The sequence below is a fragment of the Sphingopyxis sp. MWB1 genome (genome assembly GCF_000763945.1).
Lineage (GTDB): Bacteria > Pseudomonadota > Alphaproteobacteria > Sphingomonadales > Sphingomonadaceae > Sphingopyxis.
Map to the genome: position 1 here is coordinate 1,609,701 of NZ_JQFJ01000002.1, position 24,182 is coordinate 1,633,882.

Consider the following 24,182-nt stretch of genomic DNA (forward strand, 5'->3'; position numbering starts at 1 on the left):
CCGGGCGCGAGGCGCAACGGTAGTCGCCATGAGCGAAGAAAATTTTCTTTCACAAGTTCCCGCTGCTTCTGCCCTTTTCTTGCGCGAAGATGAAGTGCGCCGGGGAATCGAATTTCTGTTTTTTGCCCATGCCGCGCTGTGGCGCAGCGTCGATGCGCGGCTGGCGGAGCATGAGCTGGGCCGGGCCCATTATCGCGCGCTCTATTTCATTGCGCGCCAGCCGGGCCTGACGGTCACCGACCTGCTCACCCTGCTCGGCATTACCAAGCAGTCGCTGGGCCGTGTGCTGAAGGAGCTGGAAGCGCGCGCGCTCGTCACCTCCCGCCCCGGCAATCGGGACCGGCGGCAAAAGGAATTGCGGCTGACCGACAGCGGGCGGGCACTGGAGAAAAGCGTCTTTGCCGCGCTGCGCGATGCGATGAGCCGCGCCTATACCCATGCGGGTCAGGCGGCGGTCACCGGATTCTGGCAGGTGAGCGAAGCATTGATGCCGCCCCGCGACCGCGCACGCGCCGTAGCGCTGGGGCAAGGCTGACAGCCAGCGCGAGCGCGCGGAAGCGGCTGCCCATCAGACCGGGAAAGCGCGCTCACTCCGCAGCGGCGACAATCGCCGCCCATTCGGCCTCGTCGATCACCTTGATGCCCAGCGCGCTCGCCTGTTTGAGCTTTGAGCCCGCGCCCGGTCCGGCGACGACAAGATCGGTCTTGGCGCTGACCGATCCGGCGGCCTTGGCGCCCAGTCGTTCGGCCTGCGCCTTGGCTTCGTCGCGGCTCATCGTTTCGAGCTTTCCGGTAAACACCACCGTTTTTCCCGACACCTCGCTGTCGCGCGTTTCGACGACATAGGGCGGCGGCGAGACTTGGGTGAGAAGATCGTCCCACAGCGCGCGATTATGCGGTTCATGGAAGAAATCGGCGAGCGCCTCGGCCACGGCGGGGCCGATGCCGTCGGCGCGCACTTCCAATATCGCCTTGATGGCTTCGAGGCGGCGGGCGGCATATTTGCCATCGGATTCGGCTTCGCCCTGCGGATTGGCCTCAGCCCATGCGCGCAATTCATCGGCCTTGTCCGGAAGGCGCGCGAGATCGCCCAGCCCCTTGAGCAGATCGCGCGCGGTGACCACGCCGATGTGCCGAATGCCAAGGGCGAAGAGCAGCCGCGCGGCATCGGGCGACCGCTTTGCCTCAATGGCGGCAAGAAGATTATCGACCGATTTTTCCTGCCAACCTTCGCGCGCGAGCAGTTCGCCGCGATGGTCTTTCAGCCGGAAAATATCCGCCGGTCCCTTGTCGAGCCAGCCCAGTTCGAGAAATTCGGCGATGCTCTTTTCGCCCAGCCCCTCGATATCGAGCGCGCCGCGGCTGACGAAATGGCGCAATCGTTCAAATTTCTGCGCCGGGCAGATCAGCCCGCCGGTGCAGCGCACATCGACCTCGCCCTCTTCGGCGACAGCTTCGCTGCCGCAGGCGGGGCAATGGCCCGGAAAGACAAAGGGCGCGCGCTCTTCCTCGCGGGTGAGATTGTCGACGACCTGCGGAATGACGTCGCCCGCGCGCTGGATGACGACCCGGTCGCCGGGGCGCACCCCCAGCCGCGCAATCTCGTCGCGATTGTGCAAGGTGACGTTGGAGACGACCACCCCGCCGACGGTGACGGGGGTGAGGCGGCCCACAGGGGTCAGCTTGCCCGTGCGGCCGACCTGGATCTCGATCGCTTCGAGGCTGGTCTGCGCGCGTTCGGCGGGAAATTTATGCGCGATCGCCCAGCGCGGCGCCTTGGCGACAAAGCCCAGCCGCGCCTGCCAGTCGAGCCGGTCGACCTTATAGACGACGCCGTCGATATCATAGGGAAGCTCGGCGCGTTCGGCCTCTATATGCCGATAGTGCGATAATGCTTCCTCGACCGTGTCAAAGCCGCGGAGCAGCGGCGATACCGGAACGCCCCAGCTTTCGATGCGCTTGATCATCGCAAATTGCGTCGCCTCGGGCACATCGCTCGTTTCGCCCCACCCATGGGCGAGGAAGCGCAAGGGGCGCGCGGCGGTGACGGCGGCATCCTTCTGGCGCAGCGAACCGGCGGCGGCATTGCGGGGATTGGCAAATTGCCGCGCCTTGGCGGGGTCTTCGGCTTCTTCAAGCAGGCGGCCGTTAAGCGCCGCGAAATCATCCTTGGCCATATAGACCTCGCCGCGAATTTCGAAGAGGTCGGGAACGTCGCCCTCCAGCCGCCCGGGAATGTCGGCGATGGTGCGAACATTGGCGGTCACATCCTCCCCTACCATGCCGTCGCCGCGCGTCGCCGCCTGTACCAGCACCCCTTTTTCATAGCGCAGCGAACAGGACAGCCCATCGATCTTGTCTTCGGCGGTGAGTGCGACCGTTTCGCTGTCGCCAAGGTGGAGGAAGCGCCGCACCCGCGCGGCAAATTCCTCTATGTCTGTGTCCGAAAAACCATTGTCGAGGCTCATCATCCGCGGGGCATGGCTGACCTTGGCGAGCGGTGATCCCTCGACGGCGGAGCCGACCAGCCGGTTGGGACTGTCAGCGCGGACGAGGTGCGGAAATGCCGCTTCGATCGCATTGTTGCGCTGAACCAGCGCGTCGAAATCGGCGTCCGAAATCTCCGGATCGTCATCGGCGTGATAGCGCTGGTTATGATGGCGGATGCTTTTGGCCAGCCGCATCAATTCATTGGCGGCCTCAGCTTCCGACAGCGATTCAATATCGGTCATGCGCCGCCCTTGGCCACGGGCGTAAATTCAGCGCGCGTACCGAAACCGGCGATCAGCGGACGCCCCTTGGCAATGGCCGCCTGCACCGCGGGAAGCTGAAGCGAGGCGGCATGTGCCTCCTTCGACACCCAGGTTTCCACGATCCACAGCGCGTCCGGATCGGCGGCATCTTCGCCGACCAGATAGCTGAGATTGCCGGGCATATCGCCGGTTCCTTCGGTGAGGATTGCGGCAAGCGCGGCGCGCTGACCCGGCTTGGCCATCATCTGGCCGAGCAGGCCATAGGTTGCGGTGCCATCTTCCATCTGCCTCTCCCATGCTTGCAAGCGACCGGGCGGTAACAAGGCTGCTGCAACCGCAGCAAGTCCGGCCAAATGATGCCGCCGTCCCATCATCGCGCGACTGCCAGAAGGTGGATGTCGCAGCGCCTGGCAAAGCCCAGCGATTCATACAGGCCGATTGCCCCGGCATTGTCGGCATAGCTGTGCAGAAAGGGCCGGTCGCCCCGCAGCGCCATTTCGCGCATGACATGGGCGATCAGTGCGCGGGCAAAGCCCCGCCCCCGGCAATCGGCCCATGTCGCGACCCCGCTGACTTCCGCCATGCCCGGCATCAACATGCGCTGCCCCGCCATGGCGAGGAGGCGCCCCTGTTCGACGATGCCGTAAAAGGGACCATAGAAGCGTGTCTTGCTGCCCCAGGGACCGGGGCGCGCATGATCGGCGAGCGCCGCCATATCATCGGCATGGTCCTCGCCGAGCGGGATGATCGGCGGATCGCCGGGGCGCGGCGCAGGCGGCGGCCCTTCGGCCACCATCTGGGCGAGCGTGGCGCGTTTCACTTCGCGCACCCCCGGCGGGAGCGGCGGCGGGCTGCGTTCGACAATCCAAAGTTCGCCCGCCTCCGGGACCAAGCCGGCGAGCGCCGCCTGCGCCGCCGCGCCCTCGTCAGCAGCGGCACCAAAAGGGCCATAGCCCGGATCAATCCGCCGCGCACGCGCATCCCCCTCCGCCAGATGCGCCTGCCGCCCGCAGAGCATCGACCAGACGGGGCGGTCGAGGGGGTGAGAAAACATCAAACCCTCCCTATCCCAGCGCAATCGCCGAAACTGGAGGAATAGTCTGCCCTTCAAAAGCTTGGTCAGAATATTTCCCCTTTGCATCGACCCAATGCAAAAAGAGATGTGCAGACCAGCGATTGGGGTTCGGAGTGATTCGTCCGTGCAAACGGTGTACGCCTTGATATAAAACCGCATCGCCTGACCGCATGGGAAGCGACGCGTAAGCCTCTTCGCCAAAATTCTCATCAGCGCGCTCGCGAGGGGTCGTTATATATTCAGACCCTACTTCCAGAGACCAAGGCCGATCATCACTTGTTGCAAGCAGCAAAGACAAGCTATGTTCGCACGCATAGCGATCCGAATGTACCCGGCATATGTCCCCGGCGCGATATATGCGGAAATAACAATAAGTGGGACGAAGGTCTTGCCCCGTCAACGCTGAAATCGCGGGCGTCATTCCCCACAAAAAAGAGAGCATGGGCATATAGTGCATCCCATATAGCTCCACGGCTTCGGTCTTGAGCAGCGCCGATCCGCGCTTCAGCCTATCCAGTGATACTCCGCCGCGGTCGAGATCGGATTTTAATGTGGCCAGAAATGCATGTGTCACATCACTGGGCAAAAATGTCGGCAAATGAAGATAGCCTTGCTCTTCATACATATCCGCCTGATTAGTCACACCGCCTCCATTAGTCTGTCCGCCTGCGCGCGGGCTTCGGCTGTCACTTCGGCGCCGGAGAGCATGCGGGCGATTTCCTCGCGCCGTGCGGCCGCGTCCAGCGCGCGCACGCTGGTGCGGGTGACGACGCCTTCGCTCGATTTGGCGATGAGGAAATGCGCGCCGCCCTTTGCCGCCACCTGCGGGCTGTGCGTCACGGCGAGCAATTGCTTGCCCGCCGAGGCGAGCCGCGCGAGCCGTTCGCCGATCGCGCTGGCCACCGCGCCGCCCACGCCGCGGTCAATCTCGTCAAAGATGATCGTGTCCGCGCCGCCTTCCTCTGCCAGCGCCACTTTGAGCGCGAGGATGAAGCGCGACAGCTCGCCGCCGCTCGCGATTTTGGCGAGTGGGGCAAAGGGCGCGCCGGGATTGGTGGCGATAAGAAATTCGACCCGGTCCATACCCTCCGCGCCCCAGCGCTCGGCCGGCAGGGGTTCAACCAGCGTCTGGAACCGCGCGGCGTCGAGTTTCAGCGGCGCCAATTCCCCCGCCACGGCGGCATCGAGGCGCGCGGCGGCTTTCTTGCGCTGATCCGACAGGGCGATCGCGGCATGGGTATAGGCGGCGGCGGTGTCGCGCACCGCGCTTTCCAGCCGGGCAATCCCGGCGCCCCCGCCCATGATGCTGTCGAGCCGCTGGGCGAGATTGTCCGCCAGCGCGGGTAATTCATCCGGCTGGCAGCCATGTTTGCGGGCCAGCGCGCGTAGTTCGAAGAGGCGCGCTTCGGTCGCCTCCAGCCGTTCGGGGTCATATTCCATCGCCCGCGCGGCCTCGACCAGCTTGGTTTCGGCGTCATCGGCGTCGATGATCGCCCGGTCGAGGCTGGCCAGCGCCTCGGCCAGCAGCGGATGATCCCCGGCCAGCCGGTCGAGCCGCCGCGCCGCGCCGCGCAGCAACGCGGGGCCGCTGTCGCTGCCCTCAAACGCCGTCATGATGGCGGCGAGATCGCCCGCGATGCGCTCCCCCTTTTGCATCGCCGCGCGCGCTTCGGCGAGTTCCGCTTCCTCATCGGGCTGGGGGTTCAGCGCCTGCAATTCGGCGACACAATGTTCGAGCCATTCGCGGTCGCGCTCGGCGGCATCGAGCGCGGCGCGGGCCGCTGCAAGCTGCTCCTCTGCCGCGCGCCATGCAGCGTGCGCCTCCGCCACCGCGCGCGTGTCGGCGCGGGCATAGGCGTCGAGCAAGGCGCGGTGCCCTGCGGGAGCAAGCAGCCCCCGGTCATCATGCTGTCCGTGAATTTCGACGAGGTGCGGGCCGATTTCGCGCAGCAGCGCCGCCGAGCAGGGCTGGTCGTTCAAAAAGGCGCGGCTGCCGCCATCGGCCTTGACCGTGCGGCGGATGAGCAAGGGCTCGCCCGCCTCCATCGCGATATCATTGTCCGCCAGAAGCGCAGCCAGCGGGGTGTCGGCAGCAGGCGGCGCAAAGCTTGCCACCACCTGCGCGCGGTCGGCGCCCTGCCGTACAAGGCCGGTATCGGCGCGCGCGCCCAGAACCAGCCCCAGTGCGTCGAGCAGGATCGACTTGCCTGCCCCGGTTTCGCCCGTGAGCACGCCCAGCCCTGCCTCGAAATCGAGGTCGAGCCGTTCGATCAGAACGATATTCGCAATAGACAAAGCGGTCAGCACAAGCAGCCCTTACCGCAGAACAAAGCAGGAATCTACGCGTCGGGTGCGTAGCGCTGCATCAATTTATAGGCGCGCTCATACCATTCATTGCCGGGATAATTTGCCCCGAGCACAGCAGCCGACTTTTTCGCTTCTTCCGGAATGCCCAGCGCCAGATAGGATTCGGTGAGGCGATAAAGCGCCTCGGGCGTGTGGCTGGTCGTCTGGAATTTGTCGACAACTTCGCGGAAGCGAATCGACGCGGCAAGCCAGTTGGAACTGCGCTGGTAAAAGCGGCCGATTTCCATTTCCTTGCCCGCCAGATGGTCCTCCACCAGATCGAGCTTCAACCGCGCGTCGGCGGCATAGCGGCTGTCGGGATAGCGGCGGATCACTTCACCCAGCGCGGCCTTGGCCTGTTCGGTGATTTTCTGGTCGCGCGTCACATCGCTGATCTGCTCATAATAGCTGAGGCCGATCAGATAAAAAGCATAGGGCGCGTCCTTATTCCCCGGATGAATGGCGAGGAAGCGCTGCGCGGCTTCGATCGCGGGGGTATATTCGCGGTCCATATAATAGCTGAACGCGCTCATCAGCTGCGCGCGGCGTGCCCAGGGCGAATAGGGGTGCTGGCGCTCCACCTCGTCGAACAAGGCGGCGGCAATTCGATATTGCTGGCGGTCGAGCCGGTCCTGTGCCGCGCGGTACAAGGTATTGACGTCGCGCGCGACATAGCTGGTGTCCTTCTTGACCCCGGCCCCTCCCCCGCAGGCCGCAAGCAAGGGCGTGATGACGAGGGCGGCGGCGAGCATGCGCGTCGTGGCGCGCGAAGAAGGACGCTGAGTCATGCGCGCGGTATAGCCACAGCGCGGATGAACGCAAAATAAATGATGGCCTCTTGCTGCGAGCGCATATTTTATTCGGATGAAGCAGGAGCGGGGGCCGACCCCGCCCCCTCTTGCGCCTTTACCACGCAGCCGGGAAGCGGGTCAGCGGGCGCGGGCACACGGCCGGCGGTCTTGATCGTCACCATCGGATCGAGAATCTGCCCGCGCATCACCCCGTCGCCCGCGGTTGGCGAAACCGGCGCGTTGAAAATAGCCTCGGCCACATCAGCGCCCGCGACAATTTCACCAAAGACAGCGAAGCCGTGGCCATCGCCGCCCGGTGCGTCAGCATCAAAGCCCTTTATGTCCGAAAGGAGCAGGAAGAAATCGCTGGAGGCATCTCCGGGGTTGAGCCGCGCCATCGACAGCGCGCCCTTGCAATTGGTGAGGCCGGTCTTGGTCGTCGGCTCATGCGCAATGGGCGGGAAGTTCCGCCGCGCATCGCCGCGATTGCCTGCCTGAACGAGCTGGTTTGCCGGACCCCAATTGCGCGTCGAGCGATAAAATTGGAACCCCTCCATCCTTTTGGCATCGACATAGCGCAGGAAATTGGCGGCGGTGACCGGCGCGCGCTTGTCCTCGATTCGCACAATGATCGTGCCAAGGTCGGTATCAAGCGCGACATGCGGGCGGTCTTCGGAGACCGGCGCCGAAGGGATGGGATCGGGCGCCGCTTTCGCGGCTTCGGGCTGCAACAGCAAAAGAGCGGCAAGCGAGAGGGTCAGCATTGGCCCAGCATAAGCGACAAAAATTCCCGTGACGAGCCTCTTGTCGCCCTGGGCAAAAAGTTGCGCGCGAAGCCGGTGCAGCAGATATTAAACCGATTGGTTGACAATTAAGGCCGCGCCTGATTATTTAACCACATGGTTGAACATGATTCGCAACATCTCGACACAATTTTTCACGCACTGGGCGACGCGACGCGCCGGTCCATGCTGGGCGCGCTGGCGGAGCGCGAATGCACCGTCGGCGAACTGGCGGAGCCCTTCGCCATGTCGCTTGCCGCCGCTTCCAAACATATCAAGATGCTGGAAAAGGCCGGGCTGGTCCGGCGCGAGGTGCGCGGGCGCACGCATTTTTGCAGCCTTGATCCCGCCCCGCTGATGCGCGCCGATCAATGGCTGGCCATGTATCGCCGCTATTGGAGCGACCGCCTCGACACGCTGGAGGCGTTGCTGCGCGCAGCGGGCGGTCCCCCGTCCACGCCCCCTACCCCCTCCCCAAAGAAGAAGAAGGAGAATGACGATGAATGATGTTATTGCCGCCGATGATTTCGGCGTCCTGACCGAAGCTGCCACGCTGACCATATCGCGGCTTTTGCCGGGGTCGGCCCAGCATATCTGGTCCTATCTGGTCGACAGCGACCGCCGCCGCCAATGGCTCGCGGCAGGCGCGATGGAGGAAAAGGCCGGAGCGTCGGTGGACTTTGTCTGGCGCAACGACGAACTGATGGACGATCCCGGTCCCCGGCCTGACAGCGTCGGCGAGGAGAATCGCATGACCTGCGAGATCCTTGTCATCGAGCCGCCCCACCGGCTGCAGATCAGCTGGGGCAGCACCGGCGGGGTGACCTTCACGCTGGAAGAACGCGGTGCCGACACGCTGCTGACCATCACCCATCACCGGGTCATGGAAAGGGGCACGCTGCTCGCCGTCAGCGCAGGCTGGCACACGCATCTCGATGTGCTGGTCGCCAAGCTCGGCGGCGAAACCCCGCGTCCCTTCTGGCCCGAATGGCAGCGGCTGCGGGCCCTCTATGACGCGCGCTTTGCCGCGGCCGGATAAGGCGTCCTATTTGATCAGACCAATCTCGCGCAGCCGCTGCTGAAGATAGGCGTCGGCTGTGATCGGCTCGGGATAAAGGTTCGGATGATCGGCATCGATGCAATTGTCGAGCGTTTCGATGAGATAATCCGACCGGAAATGCAGAAAGAAGGGCATGGAATAGCGCGCAATGCTCGCGCGCCCTTCATCCGGGTTGCGAACGCGGTGGGTGGTCGACGGCAGGCGGTTATTGGTCAGCCGCTGCAGCATGTCGCCGACATTCACCGCCATCGCGCCCGGCGGCGGCGAGACCGGAAGCCAGCTTCCATCCTTGTCGAGAATTTCCAGCCCGGCCTCTTCGGCGCCCAGCAGCAGGGTGATGGTGTTGATATCCTCATGCGCTTCGGCGCGAATCCCCTTCGCGGGGGCTTCGACCGGCGGATAATGGAGCAGGCGCATCACGCTGTTGCCGTCGCGAATGCTGTCGTCGAAGAAGTCGGGCGCGAGGCCCAGATAGCGCGCGATGCCCGATAGAAGCCGCGCGCCGACGCGGTCGAATTCGGCGAAGAGCCGCTCAAATGTCGCGCGGAAATTGGCGACTTCGTCCGGCCAGACATTGTTCGGCTGTTGCGCGGCCAGCGGATGTCCAGCGGGAAGGTCGCGCCCGACATGCCAGAATTCCTTGAGGTCAACCTCGGTCGCGCCCTTGGCGATTTCGGTGCCGAAGGGCGTATAGCCGCGCGCACCGCCGCCGCCCGCGATATGATAATGCCGCTTGGTTTCTTCGGGCAGGGCGAAAAATTGCCGCGCCTTGTCCCAGGCGTCGTCGATCAGCGCCGGGTCGATGCCATGATCCTTGATCATCGCAAATCCGAAGCGTTCGAAGGAGCCCCCGAAATCGCGCGCGAAATCCGCGTCCGAAAGCGACAGGGAGATGAGGGGAACGGCGGCAGTCATATTGTCATCCAGAGCAAGAGAGTAACCCGGCCAGCCCGCGCTGGCCCTGAAAGCGATGTAGGCCCGCCGCCCCCGCGGCGAAAGGGAAAAAGCCATTTGCCCCGGCGTCCGGCTCGGCTAAGCCTGCCGCCATGAGCAAACAATATTGGCTGATGAAATCCGAACCCGATGTCTATGGCTGGGACGAACTGATCGCCGAAGGCGTCGGCATGTGGGATGGCGTTCGCAACCACAGCGCCAAGCTGAATATGATGGCGATGAAGGTGGGCGACGAAGCGCTTTTCTATCACAGCAATATCGGCAAGGAATGCGTCGGCATCATGAAGATTGTCGAGGAAAGCTCCCCCGACCCCACCGCCGAGGAAGGCTCGCCCTGGGTCATCGTGCGCGTCGCGCCGGTCCGCAAGCTGGACCGTCCGGTGACTTTGAAAGAGATCAAGGCCGATCCCGCACTGGCTGACATGGACCTTATCCGACTGTCGCGCCTGTCGGTCGGTCGGGTGCGCCCCGAGGAATGGGCGCATATTCTGAAGCTGTCCGAAACCCCGGCAGGCTGAGGGTTATCAGCGCAGTTGCTTTGCCAGATGCTCGGTCACCGAGGGGTGCAACGGGCTGGAAAATTCACAACCGCAACTTGTCCCGTCAACCCGGCGCACGATGGATTCGCGCATTTCAAGGCCCGGCAGGTTCACCCACAGCCTGGTTCCCACTTGCGGCGGCGAAAAGGCGAAGAAGCAAAAGCCTGTCGTGGAAATGTCGAACAATTCGACGTCGAAAGGTTTGCGCCCGGCCTCCCGCAACCGCGCACGCGCGCGCACATCGCTGCGGTCAGCGCGGCGCGCCTCCTTGGCAGGTGTCGCTGGCGAAACGGTGAAATTGGTGTCGGCGGACACAGGCATACCCCTGTTTTCTGTCTTGTTACGCGACGCTTTTATGCCGCGATTGGTTATCGAGGCATGAAAGATCAGGGTAAATATTGCGGCTCCGGGCGGTCCTCGATCGCCATATCCTGCCCCGGAAAGGGACGCACCAGCGCGGCCGCCTGGCGCCACTCAGCCTGCATCCAGCGCTGTTCATCCTCGGCGCGCAGAATGAGGGGCATGGTCAACGCGCCATGATGCCGCATCAGCCGGTTGGCCTCGACCGTGAGTATGGCAAAGCCTGGCCAATCCTCCCCCTGCCGGTGAATCCCGGCAAAAGCGAAAATCGGGCGTTCGGGCAAGGACGCCCATAGCTGGCGCCGCGCACCGGCAGGACCGGACCAGAGAGCAAAGCTGGTGGCGGGAATGAGGCACCGCAATTCGGCATGGCGCAGCGTGCCGATCCAGAAAGGGCTCGACAGATTGCGGACATGGGTGACGGGCGCGGTCCCGCGCGGAGGCGGAGGCACGCCCCATAATTTGGGGCGCAGGAACCGTTCGCCATCCGCCCGGCCATTTCCGACGATGACGGGCGCCGGGCGCCCCGGGGTGACATAGCCCTTCTCCCAAGGATCCTTGCCTGCCCACGCACCGAAGCGTGAGGCAATTTCCGCCGCCGGGGCATCGAGACGATAGAGGTGCATGAAGCTTCGGTCTTAGTCGACACTCCGCACCCGGCCGCGCCCGGCCTTGATCGCGCTGCGCGCCTTTTTGCCATCGACGCGGCGCGCCTTGGCGGCCTTGCTCGGCTTGGTCTTGATCCGGCGTTCGGGGCGGACGAGAGCGGCGTCGATCAGGTCGCTGAGGCGCTGGCGCGCGTCGGCGCGATTGGCTTCCTGTGTCCGGAAGCGGCGCGCGAGAATGAGAAGCTCGCCATCGGCGGTCCATTTGCTGCCCGCCAATTGCTTGAGCCGCCGATAGGCGTCGGGCGGCAGGCCGAGCGCATAGACATTGACGCGAAGCTGGCAGGCGGTCGCAACCTTGTTGACATTCTGCCCGCCGGGGCCGGAGCCTGCCAGAAAGCGCTCCGTAATCGCGCTTTCGGGAATATCAGCCACGGGAGGGCGCTGCGCCCTCCGGCGCGGTGAAGCCTTGGGCGATGAAACGCTCCGGGAAAGGCGCCTCGGCGACGATCGGGGGCTTGGCGCCGCGCTGGACGACGAGGCGCTCGGCGTGGAGCAAGGTTCGGTCCTTCGCCCCGCCACGGCCATAGACGGGATCGGCGAGGATCGGAAAGCCAAGTCCTTCCAGCGCATGGACGCGAAGCTGGTGGGTGCGCCCGGTTTCGGGACGAAAGCGCAGGAGGGCGCGGCCATCAACCTCGGCGAGCTTTTCCCAATGGGAAATCGCCGCCTTGCCCTTGGCATCGCCCACCATGCGCCAGCCGCGTTCGGCGGTCGACACCTTGGCCAGCGGCAAGTCGATGGTGCCGCGTTCTTCAACCGGCACCCCCTCGATGATGGCGAGATATTGCTTTTCCACCTCGCGATTTTCAAACGCGCGGGTGAAGCGGCCATGCGCCTTGGGATTGCGCGCGAGCAGCAGGCAACCCGATGTGTCGCGGTCGAGCCGGTGCACCGCGAGCGGCCAGCGCTTGAAGCCGAAGCGCAGCGAATCGAGATGATTTTCGAGGCTGAGGCTGCCGTCGCGCGGCGCATCGACCGGCAGCCCGTCGGGCTTGTCGATTACCAGCGCCTCGCCGTCGAGGAAAAGAATGCGGTCGGTTAAAAGCATGGAAGGCGCTATAGGCGCCCTGCCCCCGCACCGAAAGCGCAAACATCCCGCCGCGCGGCTGGACGGCGGCGCGGCGGGATGCGTGGTGTCGGGAAAAGATCAGGCCGCGAGTTTGGCCGCCGTGCGCGCCGCGCGTTCGCCCAGATAGCGCGCACCGCCAAGGTCAGCTTCGCTGGGCTGGCGCGATCCGTCGCCGTCGGCCAGGGTGGTGGCGCCATAGGGGGCGCCGCCCTTTACCTCATCGACCCCCATTTGCGCGGCATAGCCATAGTCGAGGCCGACGATGGTCATTCCGAAATGCAGCAAATTGGTGAGGATGCTGAACAGCGTCGTTTCCTGCCCCCCATGCTGGGAGGCCGACGAAGTAAAGGCCGCGCCGACCTTGCCATGAAGAAGCCCCTGCGCCCAGACGCCGCCCGCGGTGTCCCAGAAGCTCGCCATCTGGCTCGACATGCGGCCGAAACGCGTCGGGGTGCCGACGATGATCGCGTCATAGTCGGCGAGCAGCTTGGGATCGCTGAGGACAGGATGCGCGGTATCGGCCTTGAAACCGGCTGCCGCCACCACCTCCGGCGGGGCGGTTTCGGGAACGCGGCGAATATCGACCTCGGCCCCGGCGGCGCGTGCGCCTTCGGCAACGGCGTCGGCCATCTGTTCGATATGGCCATAGCTTGAATAATAAAGCACCAGCAACTTGGTCATGGTTCGTCCTTTCGGTCATGGAAATGGCAAGCAAGGGGTGGGCCGCCGCCCGCAAGGGAGGGGGTGGGCGGCGGCCCGGGGAGCGGGGTCAGAGGCTGTCGACGAGCACCAGTTCGGCGTCGTCCAGAGCCTCGACCCGGATGGTATCGACATCGCGGATCGCGATGCCGTCGCGCGGATCGGCGTCCGTGCCATTGACGCGGATGCGGCCCTTTGCCGCGACCAGATAGGCATGGCGGCCCGCGCCAAGTTCATAGCTCACGGCGCCACCCGCCGGCACCGTCGCCGCAGCGACCCGGGCATTTGCACGGATCGGCAACGCTTCATCGCCCTCGATACCGCTGGCGAGCGTTACAAAGCGGCCTGTGCGGTCGGCCTTGGGGAATTGCCGCTGCCCCCAGCCTGGGTTACCGCCGGGCTGGTCGGGGATGATCCAGATCTGGAACAGGCTGGTGTCGGCATCTTCGAGGTTGAACTCGCTGTGCGTCACCCCGGTCCCGGCACTCATCACCTGCACATCGCCCGCTGCGGTGCGCCCGGTGTTACCCATGCTGTCGCGGTGGGTAATCGCGCCGGTGCGGACATAGGTGATAATTTCCATGTCGCGGTGGGGGTGCGGCGGAAAGCCCGACTGGGCGGCAATGACGTCGTCGTTCCAGACGCGCAGCGCGCCCCAGCCCATGCGATCGGGATCGTGATAGTTGGCGAAGGAGAAATGATGACGGGCATCGAGCCAGCCATGGTTGGCGTGGCCGAGGCTGTCGAATTTGCGAATGGCGATCATGGCCGTTCCTTTCACTGGGTGGCACAAGCTTGATGCCCGTGCCCCGTGTCAGGTCCCAAAATAGCGATTGGTTCTGTTTCCAAAACAGCGCATATGGAAAAACATTGTTTCCATATGTGAGATGATCCGATGCCATTACCCGATTATGAAGGATGGGCCTGTTTCGTCGCCGTGGCCGAAAGCGGGAGCTTTACCGCCGCCGCCGCGAGTCTGGGCCTTTCCAAGGCCAGCGTGTCCAAGGCCGTATCCCGCCTTGAAGCCGCGCTGGGCCTGACGCTCCTTCATCGCAGTTCGCGCACCATATCGGTGTCGACGGTGGGCGAAGGGCTGTTGGATGAGGCGCGCGCGATGGTCGCGGCGGCCACGGCGGTGACCGAGGCGGCGCGCGGCGACCGCGTCGATCTGGCCGGCCCGATCCGCCTGGCCGCCCCCATGAGCTTCGGCATTCGCATATTGGGGGAGCCCATTGCGCAATTTCTGGTCGATCATCCGGCGGTGGAAATCGAGCTGATGCTGAGTGACGCGCGCCACGACCTGATTGCCGATGGCATTGATCTGGCCATCCGTATTGCGCCGCTGGAAGATTCCCGCCTGCTCGCGCGCATCATCGCGCCCGTTCCCACCGCACTGGTGGCAAGCCCCGGCTATATCGAACAATATGGGATGCCCCGCCATCCGCTTGACCTCGCACGCCATCGGCTGATCGGCTATGGTCACCGCGAACGCGCCCGGCCGCTGCATTTCCGGCGCGCGGATGAGGAAGCCACCGTCATTCCCACCGGGCCGCTGTTCGCCAATAATGGCGATATCATGGTGCCGCTGCTCGTCGCCGGAGGGGGAATAGCGGCGCTTCCCAATTTCATAACCGATACGGCGCGAGCGTCCGGAGCGCTGATGACAGTGCTGAACGACTGGACACTGCCGCCCAATGCCCTTCATCTCCTCGCGCCGCCCTCCCGCCTTCGCCCGGCGCGAGTGCGGGCGCTGTCGGATCATTTGATGAGCAGCCTTAAATTATCCTGTGAAGCCGTCGGTTGAGGGTATTGGATCAACGCCGCGGGAAAGATATGCGTCCTCGTTCCAACCATCAACGGGCACTCTTCCCATCAAAATTCAGCGCTGAATTGCCCTGTCGATCGTGGAATTCAGCGATTTAATTCAAAATTAACCTTTTCCCTTCATCTCTTTCATGGTTAATATTTCGGGCGGGCCCAAGAGGGGGTTCGCACAGTGGCGCGTATGATGGCCTGGCGAACGGATTGCGGGACCATCGTGGGAAACAATCAAGGGGTGCCCAATGCGTATTTTGCTGATCGAGGATGAGCCGACGACCGCAAAGGCGATCGACACGATGCTCACCACCGAGGGCTTCAATGTCTATACGACCGATCTGGGCGAGGAAGGCCTCGATCTGGGCAAGCTCTATGATTATGACATCATCCTGCTGGACCTGAACCTGCCCGACATGCACGGCTATGACGTGCTGAAAAAGCTGCGGACAGCCAAGGTGCAGACGCCGGTGCTGATCCTGTCGGGCATTTCGGAAATGGATTCGAAGGTTCGCTCCTTCGGTTTTGGCGCGGATGATTATGTCACCAAGCCTTTCCACCGCGACGAGCTGGTGGCGCGCATCCATGCCGTTGTTCGCCGGTCGAAGGGCCATAGCCAAAGCGTCATCAAGACGGGCAAGCTGGCGGTCAATCTCGATACCAAAACGGTCGAGGTGGATAATGCGCGCGTGCATCTGACCGGCAAGGAATATCAGATGCTGGAATTGCTCAGCTTGCGCAAAGGCACGACGCTGACCAAGGAAATGTTTCTCAACCATCTTTATGGCGGGATGGACGAGCCCGAACTCAAGATTATCGACGTGTTCATCTGCAAACTGCGCAAGAAACTCGCGCTCGCCTGCGGCGGTGAGAATTATATCGAGACCGTCTGGGGCCGCGGCTATGTGCTGCGTGACGTTGACGATGAGGGCAATGAGGTCCGGCGCGTCGCCTGAGCTTTTCCAAGTTGCAAGTTTAAAAAAGGGGGCGCCGGCGCGAAGCGATTCGCGCCGGTTTTCTTTTGCGAAGGTTTAGCTATTGGCGAAAAAAGCGGCGACCTTCCGCTTCGCGGGGTCAAGATGGCCGGCGCACCTAATTTGCAGGAATGGCATAAGCGCCGATGTTATCCCGGCCCCTAATAACGAAGAGGGCTGTCAGGATTTGCTGCCATAATGGCCGGGGCGCGGCGCCGTGCCCGACAGGCCTGGCCGCCACGCCGAAGTTGCCGGGGGCCGCATGATCTGAAATTCGCCCTTGCCGTCCGCTGGTATGATCGCTTCGCCGTCGGCGGAGCGCAGACGCCCGGCCTCAATGGATTTATCGGTTTCAAGGCCGAATTGCTTGTCGCGAACCCAGCGCACGGTAGCTGCCATGGGTTCATGGCCCGGCATGAGCAGCGTGACCCGTTCGCCAATGTGCAGGGCATGCGGGCCGCGCCCGCCAACGCCGGTTTGGGAAATGTTGCGAATCGTAACGTCGAACTGACCGAGCCGTTCGCAAGCAAGCGACGCCTTTACGAGGCGCGATTGCCGAGGCTGGCGCTTTTCTGAAGCTGCATTGGCGTCGGTTTCAACCTTTGACGTGGACATAAGCGACCCGATTATTCTGAACCCCCGCGAACAAGGGGCCTTCATTGGTCCTTGATGCCGGTCTAACCCAAAAAGGTTAATATAAGGGTGAAGCCACGCTTTCTAGCTGCGCGGCGCCATCCCCGCAAAGGTCACCAGGCTTTCCGCGCCATCGGCCGAAAGGCTGGATACACCGAAAAAATGATCGTCGATCTGCACCCCGTCGAGCCGCAGTTCGGGCGCAACCCCCGCCGCCACATCGCGGCTGTCGGTCCAGTCCTGACTGTCGGCGCGGCGCCAATGGATGCGATAAGCCGCCGCGCCGTCGACGGGCTTCCAGCGTACCAGCGTGTCCGAACTGACCGCGCCGTCGATGGTCGCCTCGGCGGGTGCAGGCGGCGCTTTGGCCAGTTCGCGCGCGAGTGCGACATTGAGCGCAGTCACGCGCGCGAGATAGGGGAAATCCATCTCGTCGACCGTGTCGCCATATTTGCGCCCGTCGTCGGTTCGCACATCCTGATGCTGATGGTCATAATCCTCGACCCCCGCAGTAAAGCGCACCGCCGGATAGCCAAGCTCCAGCGCGGGGAGATGGTCGCCGCCGCGCCGGAAGCGGTCGGGACGGCGGACGGCGAAAACCTCCAGCTCCACGCCCGGCGCCTTTTCCGCGACGCGGATCGCCGCCTTGGCCAGCGCGCGCGAGGGACCGTCATCCTCCGCGCCGATAGCCCGGCGCGTCATTTGCGCTGCAATATCTTCCGAGGAACGAATGCCCTCGCTGAACACGCGCACCCGGTTGGTGACGATTTCGCCCTCCGTCCCGCGCGTGCCGCCGACAATATCATTGTTGAGCAGCGCCGCGACCTGCCATCCCTGCTCCCTTGCATGGCGCGCGAGCAACTGCCCGCCCCACAGCCCCTGTTCCTCGCCCGAGAGCAGCGCATAGACGATGGTTGCGCGATGCTTTTCCTTGGACAAAAGCCGCGCCGCCTCGATCACCAGCGCGGTTCCCGAGGCATCGTCATTGGCTCCGGGCGCATCGCTCGTAAAATCGAGCGGATCGGTCACCCGGCTGTCGATATGGCCCGACAGCATGACGATATGCGATGGGTCGCCCGTGCCTTTCTGGATCGCCAGCACATTTTCGATCACGACCCCATCGGGCGCACGCAGCCCTTCGAAGCGGTCGGCGATGCGGGTGATCATCAGACAGTCGCCACAGTCTTTTGAAATGCGTTCAAATTCCGCCGCGCCCCAGTTGCGCGCCGCGCCGATGCCGCGCGCCGGATCGCTTGCCGACGACAGGCTGTGGCGCGTGCCGAAGGAAACGAGCTTTTCAACCATCGCCTTCAGCCGCTGCGCATCCGGCGCCTCGCTGGCTTGCGGTTGGGCCAAAGCCATGGGGCTGGCGAGACAAAAGGCGGCGGCAAGGAGTGGTCTGATCATGCCGCTTTGTGCGGCGCAATTAGCCAAGATGCAAGCGGCCCGCCGCTGCCAAGGCAGGGCGGGCCACCCACGCGACGATCTGGCAAATCAGCCGGAGTTACCGCAGACCGGAAAAGTCGATATCCTGCACCCGGCCGTAACGCACATCGCATTTGAACTTGCCGCGATCATAATAGCCGCCCCGTCCCCAGCGCCCATTATAGCCATCGCGAACAACGACATTGCCCTTGACCCGATAACCACCTTTACGGCGATCAACATCGGTGATTTGCGTCACGTCGGTTCGGCCATAGCGCCGACTATTGCGCTCAACCGCGCGGACACAGCGATCGACGGCGGCGCGGCTGCCGCCATAGCGGCGCTGGTCATAGCCATAGCCATCCCGGTCGTAACGATCCCCATAGCGATCGTCATAATCATAGCGGTCGCGACCCGAAGACAGCAGTGCGGCTAGTCCGCCGATCACCACAGCGCCAGCGATGATTTCGCCTGCACTAATGCCATCGCCATCCCGGTCATGATAGCGGTCGCGCGCGCTGGCAGGGCTGGCACTCAGCGCCATGGCGCCCGCGACAGCAGCGCCGATGGCGGTTTTGGTAAAGGGTCGGAATGTCGAGGCCATGGGCGTTCTCCTGAAATAACGGCGACCTTTTGCCGCCTGTTAACGCCCTTTTAGCCAAGGCGCGGTGACGCCGTGCTGAACCTGCCGCTTATCTGGCGTTCAGACTTTCTAACGCGGCAAAGAAAAAGGGGCCGCAAGCGCGACCCCTTTTCCTGTTTCAGAGTGACCCGATCAGTCCTTCAGAAAATCGGGCACATGGCCTTGATCTTCAGGGACATTATCGGCCCGGTCGCGGCGCGGGCCACGGCCTTCGCCATCACGGCGCGGACCGCGTCCACCGCGGCCACGGTCGCCCCGGCCTTCGCCGTCACGTCCACGGTCGCCGCGGGGTCCGCGATCACCGCGCGGTTCGCGCGCGGGGCGGGTGTCTTCGAGTTCCTCGCCGGTTTCCTGGTCAACGACGCGCATCGACAGGCGGACCTTGCCGCGCGGGTCGATCTCGAGCACCTTGACCTTGACTTCCTGACCTTCGGACAGGACATCGGCGACCTTTTCGACGCGCTCGTTGCGGATTTCGCTGACGTGGACGAGACCGTCCTTGCCGCCCATGAAATTCACGAACGCACCGAAATCGACGAGGTTGACGACCTTGCCGTCATAGATTTTGCCGACTTCGGCTTCCTCGACGATGCCCGCGATCCACTTGCGTGCAGCTTCGATCTGGTCGAGGTCCGACGAGCTGATCTTGATCAGCCCTTCGTCGTCGATATCGACCTTCGCGCCCGTCGTTGCGACGATCTCGCGGATCACCTTGCCGCCGGTGCCGATGACGTCGCGAATCTTCGCCTTGTCGATCTGCATCGTTTCGATGCGCGGTGCGTGCGCCGACAGCTCGGTGCGGGCTTCGCCCAGCGCCTTGGCCATTTCGCCGAGGATGTGCGCGCGGCCTTCCTTCGCCTGGTTCAAAGCGGCTTCAAAGATTTCGCGCGTGATGCCCGCAATCTTGATGTCCATCTGCATCGTGGTGATGCCTTCGGACGTGCCCGCGACCTTGAAGTCCATGTCGCCGAGATGATCCTCGTCGCCGAGAATATCCGACAGGATCGCATAATCCTTGCCTTCAAGGATCAGGCCCATCGCGATGCCCGACACGGGGCGCTTGATCGGCACGCCGGCGTCCATCATCGACAGCGACCCGCCGCACACCGACGCCATCGACGACGAACCGTTTGATTCGGTGATGTCGCTGGTCAGGCGGATCGTATAGGGGAACTCGTCCTTCGTCGGCAGCACGGGGTGCAGCGCACGCCATGCCAGCTTGCCGTGGCCGACTTCGCGGCGGCCCGGCGCGCCGAAGCGGCCGACTTCGCCGACCGAATAGGGCGGGAAGTTATAGTGCAGCATGAAATTCTGATACGACAGGCCGTTAAGGCCGTCGATCATCTGTTCCGCATCCTTGGTGCCGAGCGTGCAGGTCGCGATCGTCTGCGTCTCGCCGCGGGTGAACAGCGCCGAGCCGTGCGCGCGGGGCAGGAAGTGGGTTTCAGCGACAATCGGACGGATTTCCGTCGTGGTGCGGCCGTCGATGCGCTTGCCTTCCTTGAGGATGGCGCTGCGGACGATTTCGGCTTCAAGCTTCTTGGTGAGCTTGATGCCCGCCATCACCTGCTGCGGCTCAAGCCCGTCGGCGGTGAACTGTTCCTTCGCCTTCGCGCGCGCTTCGTTGAGCGCGTTCGAGCGCGCCGACTTGTCGGTGAGCTTGTAGGCGGCGGCAATGTCCTTGCCGATCAGCTTTTTCAGCTTGTCCTTCAGCGCGGCATTGTCGTCCGACGATGCGATTTCCCAAGGCTCCTTGGCGGCCTGTTCAGCGAGGCTGATGATCGCCTTCACGACGTCGCGGCACGCATCGTGCGCGAACATCACGGCGCCAAGCATGACCTCTTCCGACAGCTCATTGGCTTCGGATTCGACCATCATCACCGCGTCATGCGTCGCAGCGACGACAAGGTCGAGGTCGCCTTCGGCAACCTGCTCGTCGGTGGGGTTGAGGATATATTCGCCATCGACATAGCCGACGCGCGCGGCGCCGATCGGGCCCATGAAGGGCACGCCCGAAATGGTGAGCGCAGCCGAGGCCGCAACCATCGCCAGAATGTCAGGCTCATTATGGCCATCATAGCTCAGAACCTGAGCGATAGCGTTGATTTCGTTATAGAAACCTTCGGGGAACAGCGGGCGGATCGGACGGTCGATCAGGCGGGAAACCAGCGTTTCCTTTTCGGTCGCGCCGCGTTCGCGCTTGAAAAAGCCGCCCGGAATGCGTCCGGCAGCCGAGTATTTTTCCTGATAGTGAACGGTGAGCGGGAAGAAATCCTGTCCTTCCTTCACCGTCTTGGCGGCGGTCACCGCGCACAGGACAACGGTTTCGCCAAGGGTCGCCATGACGGCGCCATCGGCCTGACGGGCAACCTTGCCCGTTTCGAGGGTCAGCGTTTCACCGCCCCACTCGATCGATACTTTCTTCACATCAAACATGCATTTTCCTTCGCCCGCCGGGCCCTATGCCGGGCGGGGCCTCTTTTTCCGGGCAATCCGGCCCGGGCGGTGCGGGGCGTCGGTCTGCCCCAAATGGCGAACCCGCCGGATGCGGGAAGCCCCTTCCTGTTCCCCGGCGAATACCGGGGCCCATATCCACGGTACGGCGCGAGGCCGCCCTGGATCCCGGCATTGGCCGAGATACACAAAATGAAAGCGGCTCCGAACCCGGAGCCGCCCTCTCTATTCTTATTTGCGAAGACCCAGCTTCGCGATGAGGTCGGTGTAACGCCCCTCATCCTTTTTCTTCAGATAGTCGAGCAGGCTGCGACGCTTGTTGACCATCATCAGCAGCCCGCGGCGGCTGTGATTATCCTTGTGGTGCGACTTGAAATGCTCGGTCAGCGTGTTGATGCGATCGGTCAGGATCGCGACCTGCACTTCGGGCGAACCCGTGTCACCCGTGTCGCGCGCATGTTCCTTGATCAGTTCGGCCTTGCGCTCAGCGGTAATCGACATGTCATTCTTCCTTCGACATCGATGCTTACAAATTAAAGCCGCGCACGATTTTCAGCGTTCCGGCTGAAACTTCAACCAGGGCGACGGGGCGCATTTCGCTATCCCTTGCCCAGTGAAGCCCGTCGTGCGTGCTAACCCCGGTCCAGACACGACCCTGACGGATCGCCCCTGCCGCTTCCGGGGAAAGGTCAAGAGCCGGGATGTCGACCAGCCCTGCCTCGAGCGGCAGAATGAAATCTGATTGCGCGGCGCCTTGGCCGAAAGCGTTCAATTTGTCCAGCGAAATCGCCTGATCGAGCGCAAACGGCCCTGCTTTGGTGCGGCGGAGCATGGTGACATGACCAACGCTGCCCACGGCGCGGGCAATATCGCGCGCAAGGCTGCGGATATAGGTGCCCTTCGACACATGGGCGGTGAGGGTAATCGATTCAAGCTTCCCTTCCCCGCCCTCGTCACCCCGGACTGGATCCGGGGTCCATTCAACGCCCGCGGCAATGGATGCCGGATCCAGTCCGGCATGACGAAGGGAATGGATCGTCACCGCCCGCGCCTTCATCTCCACCGCTTCGCCCTTGCGGGCGCGGTCATAGGCGCGCTGACCGTCGATCTTGATCGCCGAATAGGCCGGCGGCACCTGTTCGATCGCCCCGGTGAAGCGCGGCAGAACAGCTTCGATATCAGCAAGCGTCGGCCGCACATCGCTGGTCGCGACCACTTCGCCCTCGGCATCAAGCCCGGCGGTCTCGGTTCCGAAGGCGATGGTGAAATCATAGATTTTGCTGGCATCGAGCATCCGCCCGCAAAGCTTGGTCGCCTCGCCCAGCGCAATCGGCAGCACGCCGCACGCGAGGGGGTCGAGCGTGCCGCCATGGCCGACCTTCACCTTGCCCAGCCCGGCCTCGCGGCAGACGCGCTTGACCGCGCCCACCGCCTGGGTCGAGCCGAGGCCCACAGGTTTGTCCAATATGATCCAGCCGTTCATTCCGGCCCGCTAGAAGGGCCGAAGCCCTTCTGTCAATTTGCCTTGGACTTTTCTGTGTCCATGACATCCTTTGCCTTGTCGCGCTTCGACGGGGGACCGTCAGAGGTCACAAAGGACGAAAGCGGGCAGCGTTCACCGCGAACGATGATCGTCGAAAAGCGGTCGAGGCGCGAGGTGCCGCGGGTATCGACGCCAATCGCCTGGGCAAAATCGGCATCGCGGCAAATGCCGGCGAACTGGCCATAATACCAGTCACCGCGGCGATCCTGAATCCAGACGCCCCGATCCCGGTCGGCGCGCCAGTTGCGAATCGAGCTGTTGCTGGGGAACACAATCCCCGCCTCTTCACCAAGGACGCGCTGCTGCTGCGTGTCAGCTTTTGCAGGTTCAAATGCCGCCGCCCCGGTGAGAGGGAGAAAGGCGGCGGCCAGCGCAAGCATGATATTCCGTGTCATTATTCGAGTCTTTCTTTTACCTGTTTCAAGACCCTGGCCCTGCCCTTTCCTTTAGCATTTCAAGCTGAACCGGCGCTGACCCGGCCCTTCCATTCCTCGGCAAGCAGCGACCACAGGCCGCAATCGCGCACAAAGCCGGTCCAGGTGATACGTTCGGCGCGCAGCACGCCTTCCTTGGTGCAGCCGAGCTTGGCCACCGCTGCTTGACTGCGCCGATTGCGCTCGTCGATCCGAAATTCGATCCGGCGGATACCGACGCCAAAAGCATGGTCGATCATCAACGCCTTCATCCGGTCATTGAGGCCGGAGCCGCGCAGCGCCGGATCGAGAAAGCTGTTGCCGATCTCGACCGTCTGCGCCGAAGGATCAGGCCGCAGCCAGGCGGTCATCCCCACGAGCCTTTCGTTCAGCAACACGGCATAGGGCATGCGCTTGTCATGGCTCAGCAGCGCGTTGAAGCTGGCATCGAAATGATCGGGATCATAGCTCGACGAATAAATCGGCCAGATGTCCAGATCGGCGGCGCACACCGCGCGCAGGGCTTCGCGATGCGCTTCGGCCAGCTTGACGAGCCGCAATTCACCATTGCCGAGTTCGACATAGAGTTGATCAAGCATCGCTCACCTCGCGGCGCTTTTGCATGAAATGGCGGCGGCACATGGCGACATAGCGGTCGTTGCCGCCGATTTCGGTTTGCGCCCCCTCCACCACCGCCCGGCCCTGTTCGTCGACGCGCAAGTTCATCGTCGCCTTGCGCCCGCATTCGCACACCGCCTTGAGCTCGACGAGCGCGTCGGCAATGCCCAGCAAGGCCGCCGAGCCGGGAAAAAGCTGCGCAGCAAAATCGGTGCGCAGTCCATAGCAGAGTACGGGAATATTCGCCTCATCGGCAAGGCGCGCGAGCTGGAACACCTGTTCGCGCGTCAGAAACTGCGCTTCATCGACCAGCAGGCAGGCGAGCGGTCGCCGTGCGTGCTCGGCCATGCTTTCCGCCCAAATGTCGCTGTCGGGGCTGAATTTATGCGCCTCGGCCATCAGGCCGATACGGCTCGTCACCTGCCCCGCGCCATAACGATCGTCGAGCGCGGCCGTCCAAAGCATTGTCTCCATGCCGCGCTCGCGATAGTTGAAGTCGGCTTGCAGCAGCGTCGTCGATTTGCCGGCGTTCATGCTGGCATAATAAAAATAGAGCTTGGCCATTTGC

Annotated in this window: 29 protein-coding genes; 6 read left to right on the forward strand and 23 right to left on the reverse strand. The window is 63.4% G+C overall.

All coding sequences use genetic code 11. The features are described 5' to 3' along the window. Positions 1-28 precede the first annotated feature (28 nt). A complete protein-coding gene (locus JV18_RS0108195) occupies positions 29-535 on the forward strand; it encodes a MarR family winged helix-turn-helix transcriptional regulator (RefSeq protein WP_033074122.1) in 507 nt (168 codons plus the stop codon). 52 nt (positions 536-587) lie between these two features. Here the strand turns inward: JV18_RS0108195 and ligA are convergent, their stop codons facing one another. The 7 genes from ligA to JV18_RS0108230 all read right to left on the reverse strand — a co-directional run bounded on the left by ligA (position 588) and on the right by JV18_RS0108230 (position 7,729). Further along, a complete protein-coding gene (gene ligA, locus JV18_RS0108200) occupies positions 588-2,732 on the reverse strand; it encodes an NAD-dependent DNA ligase LigA (RefSeq protein WP_033074123.1) in 2,145 nt (714 codons plus the stop codon). Continuing rightward, positions 2,729-3,037, reverse strand: coding sequence for a putative quinol monooxygenase (locus JV18_RS0108205; RefSeq protein ID WP_327195758.1), 309 nt, complete (start codon positions 3,035-3,037; stop codon positions 2,729-2,731). Before JV18_RS0108205 ends, ligA begins: the two co-directional genes overlap by 4 nt. A gap of 86 nt (positions 3,038-3,123) precedes the next feature. Next, a complete protein-coding gene (locus JV18_RS0108210) occupies positions 3,124-3,807 on the reverse strand; it encodes a GNAT family N-acetyltransferase (protein ID WP_033074124.1) in 684 nt (227 codons plus the stop codon). A 10-nt stretch (positions 3,808-3,817) separates the two neighbouring features. Continuing rightward, positions 3,818-4,471: a hypothetical protein gene (locus JV18_RS0108215; protein ID WP_235302989.1), complete on the reverse strand. Its 654-nt coding sequence runs from the start codon at positions 4,469-4,471 to the stop codon at positions 3,818-3,820. After that, positions 4,468-6,135 carry a DNA repair protein RecN gene (gene recN, locus JV18_RS0108220; RefSeq protein WP_033074125.1) on the reverse strand — a complete coding sequence of 556 codons (1,668 nt, stop codon included), beginning with the start codon at positions 6,133-6,135 and terminating at the stop codon, positions 4,468-4,470. Before recN ends, JV18_RS0108215 begins: the two co-directional genes overlap by 4 nt. 32 nt (positions 6,136-6,167) lie before the next feature. Next, entirely contained in the window at positions 6,168-6,962 is a 795-nt protein-coding gene (locus JV18_RS0108225; protein WP_033074126.1) for an outer membrane protein assembly factor BamD, read from the reverse strand. Positions 6,963-7,030: 68 nt separating this feature from the next. After that, positions 7,031-7,729, reverse strand: a complete 699-nt coding sequence (locus JV18_RS0108230; RefSeq protein WP_033074127.1) for a peptidylprolyl isomerase — start codon at positions 7,727-7,729, stop codon at positions 7,031-7,033. 135 nt (positions 7,730-7,864) lie between these two features. Between JV18_RS0108230 and JV18_RS0108235 the strand changes: the two genes are divergently transcribed. Both JV18_RS0108235 and JV18_RS0108240 read left to right on the forward strand, forming a co-directional pair. Next, entirely contained in the window at positions 7,865-8,254 is a 390-nt protein-coding gene (locus tag JV18_RS0108235; protein WP_033074128.1) for an ArsR/SmtB family transcription factor, read from the forward strand. Beyond that, entirely contained in the window at positions 8,247-8,786 is a 540-nt protein-coding gene (locus JV18_RS0108240; RefSeq protein WP_033074129.1) for an SRPBCC family protein, read from the forward strand. The genes JV18_RS0108235 and JV18_RS0108240 overlap by 8 nt, the downstream gene beginning before the upstream one ends. Before the next feature lie 6 nt (positions 8,787-8,792). On the opposite strand, the gene JV18_RS0108245 is transcribed toward JV18_RS0108240, so the two are convergent. Further along, a complete protein-coding gene (locus tag JV18_RS0108245) occupies positions 8,793-9,722 on the reverse strand; it encodes an isopenicillin N synthase family dioxygenase (RefSeq protein WP_033074130.1) in 930 nt (309 codons plus the stop codon). A gap of 131 nt (positions 9,723-9,853) precedes the next feature. Between JV18_RS0108245 and JV18_RS0108250 the strand changes: the two genes are divergently transcribed. Beyond that, positions 9,854-10,279 (forward strand): EVE domain-containing protein, encoded by a 426-nt coding sequence (locus tag JV18_RS0108250; protein WP_033074131.1) that lies wholly within the window; start codon positions 9,854-9,856, stop codon positions 10,277-10,279. A 6-nt stretch (positions 10,280-10,285) separates the two neighbouring features. On the opposite strand, the gene JV18_RS0108255 is transcribed toward JV18_RS0108250, so the two are convergent. From JV18_RS0108255 to JV18_RS0108280, 6 genes are all read right to left on the reverse strand, one after another. Further along, on the reverse strand, positions 10,286-10,621 hold the full coding sequence (locus JV18_RS0108255; protein WP_052071830.1) for a PilZ domain-containing protein: 336 nt from the start codon (positions 10,619-10,621) through the stop codon (positions 10,286-10,288). 65 nt (positions 10,622-10,686) lie between these two features. Then, entirely contained in the window at positions 10,687-11,286 is a 600-nt protein-coding gene (locus JV18_RS0108260; RefSeq protein ID WP_052071831.1) for an SOS response-associated peptidase family protein, read from the reverse strand. Positions 11,287-11,298: 12 nt separating this feature from the next. After that, positions 11,299-11,700 carry an alternative ribosome rescue aminoacyl-tRNA hydrolase ArfB gene (gene arfB, locus JV18_RS0108265; RefSeq protein ID WP_033074132.1) on the reverse strand — a complete coding sequence of 134 codons (402 nt, stop codon included), beginning with the start codon at positions 11,698-11,700 and terminating at the stop codon, positions 11,299-11,301. Continuing rightward, complete coding sequence (locus JV18_RS0108270) at positions 11,693-12,376, reverse strand: RluA family pseudouridine synthase (RefSeq protein ID WP_033074133.1); 684 nt, start codon at positions 12,374-12,376, stop codon at positions 11,693-11,695. Before JV18_RS0108270 ends, arfB begins: the two co-directional genes overlap by 8 nt. Before the next feature lie 99 nt (positions 12,377-12,475). After that, positions 12,476-13,078 carry an NAD(P)H:quinone oxidoreductase gene (wrbA, locus tag JV18_RS0108275; RefSeq protein ID WP_033074134.1) on the reverse strand — a complete coding sequence of 201 codons (603 nt, stop codon included), beginning with the start codon at positions 13,076-13,078 and terminating at the stop codon, positions 12,476-12,478. A gap of 88 nt (positions 13,079-13,166) precedes the next feature. Beyond that, positions 13,167-13,862: a pirin family protein gene (locus JV18_RS0108280; protein WP_033074135.1), complete on the reverse strand. Its 696-nt coding sequence runs from the start codon at positions 13,860-13,862 to the stop codon at positions 13,167-13,169. 129 nt (positions 13,863-13,991) lie between these two features. Between JV18_RS0108280 and JV18_RS0108285 the strand changes: the two genes are divergently transcribed. Both JV18_RS0108285 and ctrA read left to right on the forward strand, forming a co-directional pair. After that, positions 13,992-14,900, forward strand: a complete 909-nt coding sequence (locus JV18_RS0108285; protein ID WP_033074136.1) for a LysR family transcriptional regulator — start codon at positions 13,992-13,994, stop codon at positions 14,898-14,900. Positions 14,901-15,159: 259 nt separating this feature from the next. Then, positions 15,160-15,867, forward strand: a complete 708-nt coding sequence (ctrA, locus tag JV18_RS0108290) for a response regulator transcription factor CtrA (protein WP_033074137.1) — start codon at positions 15,160-15,162, stop codon at positions 15,865-15,867. Between the two features lie 198 nt (positions 15,868-16,065). Here the strand turns inward: ctrA and JV18_RS0108295 are convergent, their stop codons facing one another. The 9 genes from JV18_RS0108295 to JV18_RS0108335 all read right to left on the reverse strand — a co-directional run bounded on the left by JV18_RS0108295 (position 16,066) and on the right by JV18_RS0108335 (position 24,178). Then, positions 16,066-16,500, reverse strand: a complete 435-nt coding sequence (locus JV18_RS0108295; RefSeq protein WP_033074138.1) for a PilZ domain-containing protein — start codon at positions 16,498-16,500, stop codon at positions 16,066-16,068. A 102-nt stretch (positions 16,501-16,602) separates the two neighbouring features. Next, positions 16,603-17,925, reverse strand: coding sequence for a M20/M25/M40 family metallo-hydrolase (locus JV18_RS0108300; protein WP_033074139.1), 1,323 nt, complete (start codon positions 17,923-17,925; stop codon positions 16,603-16,605). 97 nt (positions 17,926-18,022) lie between these two features. After that, complete coding sequence (locus JV18_RS0108305) at positions 18,023-18,547, reverse strand: hypothetical protein (protein ID WP_033074140.1); 525 nt, start codon at positions 18,545-18,547, stop codon at positions 18,023-18,025. 171 nt (positions 18,548-18,718) lie between these two features. Further along, positions 18,719-21,022 (reverse strand): polyribonucleotide nucleotidyltransferase, encoded by a 2,304-nt coding sequence (gene pnp / locus JV18_RS0108310; RefSeq protein WP_033074141.1) that lies wholly within the window; start codon positions 21,020-21,022, stop codon positions 18,719-18,721. 249 nt (positions 21,023-21,271) lie between these two features. Beyond that, on the reverse strand, positions 21,272-21,541 hold the full coding sequence (gene rpsO, locus JV18_RS0108315) for a 30S ribosomal protein S15 (RefSeq protein ID WP_033074142.1): 270 nt from the start codon (positions 21,539-21,541) through the stop codon (positions 21,272-21,274). Positions 21,542-21,566: 25 nt separating this feature from the next. Then, a complete protein-coding gene (truB, locus tag JV18_RS0108320) occupies positions 21,567-22,523 on the reverse strand; it encodes a tRNA pseudouridine(55) synthase TruB (RefSeq protein ID WP_033074143.1) in 957 nt (318 codons plus the stop codon). Between the two features lie 32 nt (positions 22,524-22,555). Beyond that, positions 22,556-22,978 (reverse strand): DUF6491 family protein, encoded by a 423-nt coding sequence (locus tag JV18_RS0108325; RefSeq protein WP_052071832.1) that lies wholly within the window; start codon positions 22,976-22,978, stop codon positions 22,556-22,558. A gap of 59 nt (positions 22,979-23,037) precedes the next feature. Further along, positions 23,038-23,595: a GNAT family N-acetyltransferase gene (locus JV18_RS0108330; RefSeq protein ID WP_033074144.1), complete on the reverse strand. Its 558-nt coding sequence runs from the start codon at positions 23,593-23,595 to the stop codon at positions 23,038-23,040. Then, positions 23,588-24,178 (reverse strand): thymidine kinase, encoded by a 591-nt coding sequence (locus tag JV18_RS0108335; protein WP_033074145.1) that lies wholly within the window; start codon positions 24,176-24,178, stop codon positions 23,588-23,590. Before JV18_RS0108335 ends, JV18_RS0108330 begins: the two co-directional genes overlap by 8 nt. Positions 24,179-24,182 lie beyond the last annotated feature (4 nt).

Coding starts and splice junctions, on each gene's coding strand:
- JV18_RS0108195 (WP_033074122.1), top strand. CDS start 29: ATGAGCGAAGAAAATTTTCTTTCACAAGTTCCCGCTGCTTCTGCCCTT.
- ligA (WP_033074123.1), bottom strand. CDS start 2,732: ATGACCGATATTGAATCGCTGTCGGAAGCTGAGGCCGCCAATGAATTG.
- JV18_RS0108205 (WP_327195758.1), bottom strand. CDS start 3,037: ATGGAAGATGGCACCGCAACCTATGGCCTGCTCGGCCAGATGATGGCC.
- JV18_RS0108210 (WP_033074124.1), bottom strand. CDS start 3,807: ATGTTTTCTCACCCCCTCGACCGCCCCGTCTGGTCGATGCTCTGCGGG.
- JV18_RS0108225 (WP_033074126.1), bottom strand. CDS start 6,962: ATGACTCAGCGTCCTTCTTCGCGCGCCACGACGCGCATGCTCGCCGCC.
- JV18_RS0108230 (WP_033074127.1), bottom strand. CDS start 7,729: ATGCTGACCCTCTCGCTTGCCGCTCTTTTGCTGTTGCAGCCCGAAGCC.
- JV18_RS0108235 (WP_033074128.1), top strand. CDS start 7,865: ATGGTTGAACATGATTCGCAACATCTCGACACAATTTTTCACGCACTG.
- JV18_RS0108240 (WP_033074129.1), top strand. CDS start 8,247: ATGAATGATGTTATTGCCGCCGATGATTTCGGCGTCCTGACCGAAGCT.
- JV18_RS0108245 (WP_033074130.1), bottom strand. CDS start 9,722: ATGACTGCCGCCGTTCCCCTCATCTCCCTGTCGCTTTCGGACGCGGAT.
- JV18_RS0108250 (WP_033074131.1), top strand. CDS start 9,854: ATGAGCAAACAATATTGGCTGATGAAATCCGAACCCGATGTCTATGGC.
- JV18_RS0108255 (WP_052071830.1), bottom strand. CDS start 10,621: ATGCCTGTGTCCGCCGACACCAATTTCACCGTTTCGCCAGCGACACCT.
- JV18_RS0108260 (WP_052071831.1), bottom strand. CDS start 11,286: ATGCACCTCTATCGTCTCGATGCCCCGGCGGCGGAAATTGCCTCACGC.
- JV18_RS0108270 (WP_033074133.1), bottom strand. CDS start 12,376: ATGCTTTTAACCGACCGCATTCTTTTCCTCGACGGCGAGGCGCTGGTA.
- wrbA (WP_033074134.1), bottom strand. CDS start 13,078: ATGACCAAGTTGCTGGTGCTTTATTATTCAAGCTATGGCCATATCGAA.
- JV18_RS0108280 (WP_033074135.1), bottom strand. CDS start 13,862: ATGATCGCCATTCGCAAATTCGACAGCCTCGGCCACGCCAACCATGGC.
- JV18_RS0108285 (WP_033074136.1), top strand. CDS start 13,992: ATGCCATTACCCGATTATGAAGGATGGGCCTGTTTCGTCGCCGTGGCC.
- ctrA (WP_033074137.1), top strand. CDS start 15,160: ATGCGTATTTTGCTGATCGAGGATGAGCCGACGACCGCAAAGGCGATC.
- JV18_RS0108295 (WP_033074138.1), bottom strand. CDS start 16,500: ATGTCCACGTCAAAGGTTGAAACCGACGCCAATGCAGCTTCAGAAAAG.
- JV18_RS0108300 (WP_033074139.1), bottom strand. CDS start 17,925: ATGATCAGACCACTCCTTGCCGCCGCCTTTTGTCTCGCCAGCCCCATG.
- JV18_RS0108305 (WP_033074140.1), bottom strand. CDS start 18,547: ATGGCCTCGACATTCCGACCCTTTACCAAAACCGCCATCGGCGCTGCT.
- pnp (WP_033074141.1), bottom strand. CDS start 21,022: ATGTTTGATGTGAAGAAAGTATCGATCGAGTGGGGCGGTGAAACGCTG.
- rpsO (WP_033074142.1), bottom strand. CDS start 21,541: ATGTCGATTACCGCTGAGCGCAAGGCCGAACTGATCAAGGAACATGCG.
- truB (WP_033074143.1), bottom strand. CDS start 22,523: ATGAACGGCTGGATCATATTGGACAAACCTGTGGGCCTCGGCTCGACC.
- JV18_RS0108325 (WP_052071832.1), bottom strand. CDS start 22,978: ATGACACGGAATATCATGCTTGCGCTGGCCGCCGCCTTTCTCCCTCTC.
- JV18_RS0108330 (WP_033074144.1), bottom strand. CDS start 23,595: ATGCTTGATCAACTCTATGTCGAACTCGGCAATGGTGAATTGCGGCTC.
- JV18_RS0108335 (WP_033074145.1), bottom strand. CDS start 24,178: ATGGCCAAGCTCTATTTTTATTATGCCAGCATGAACGCCGGCAAATCG.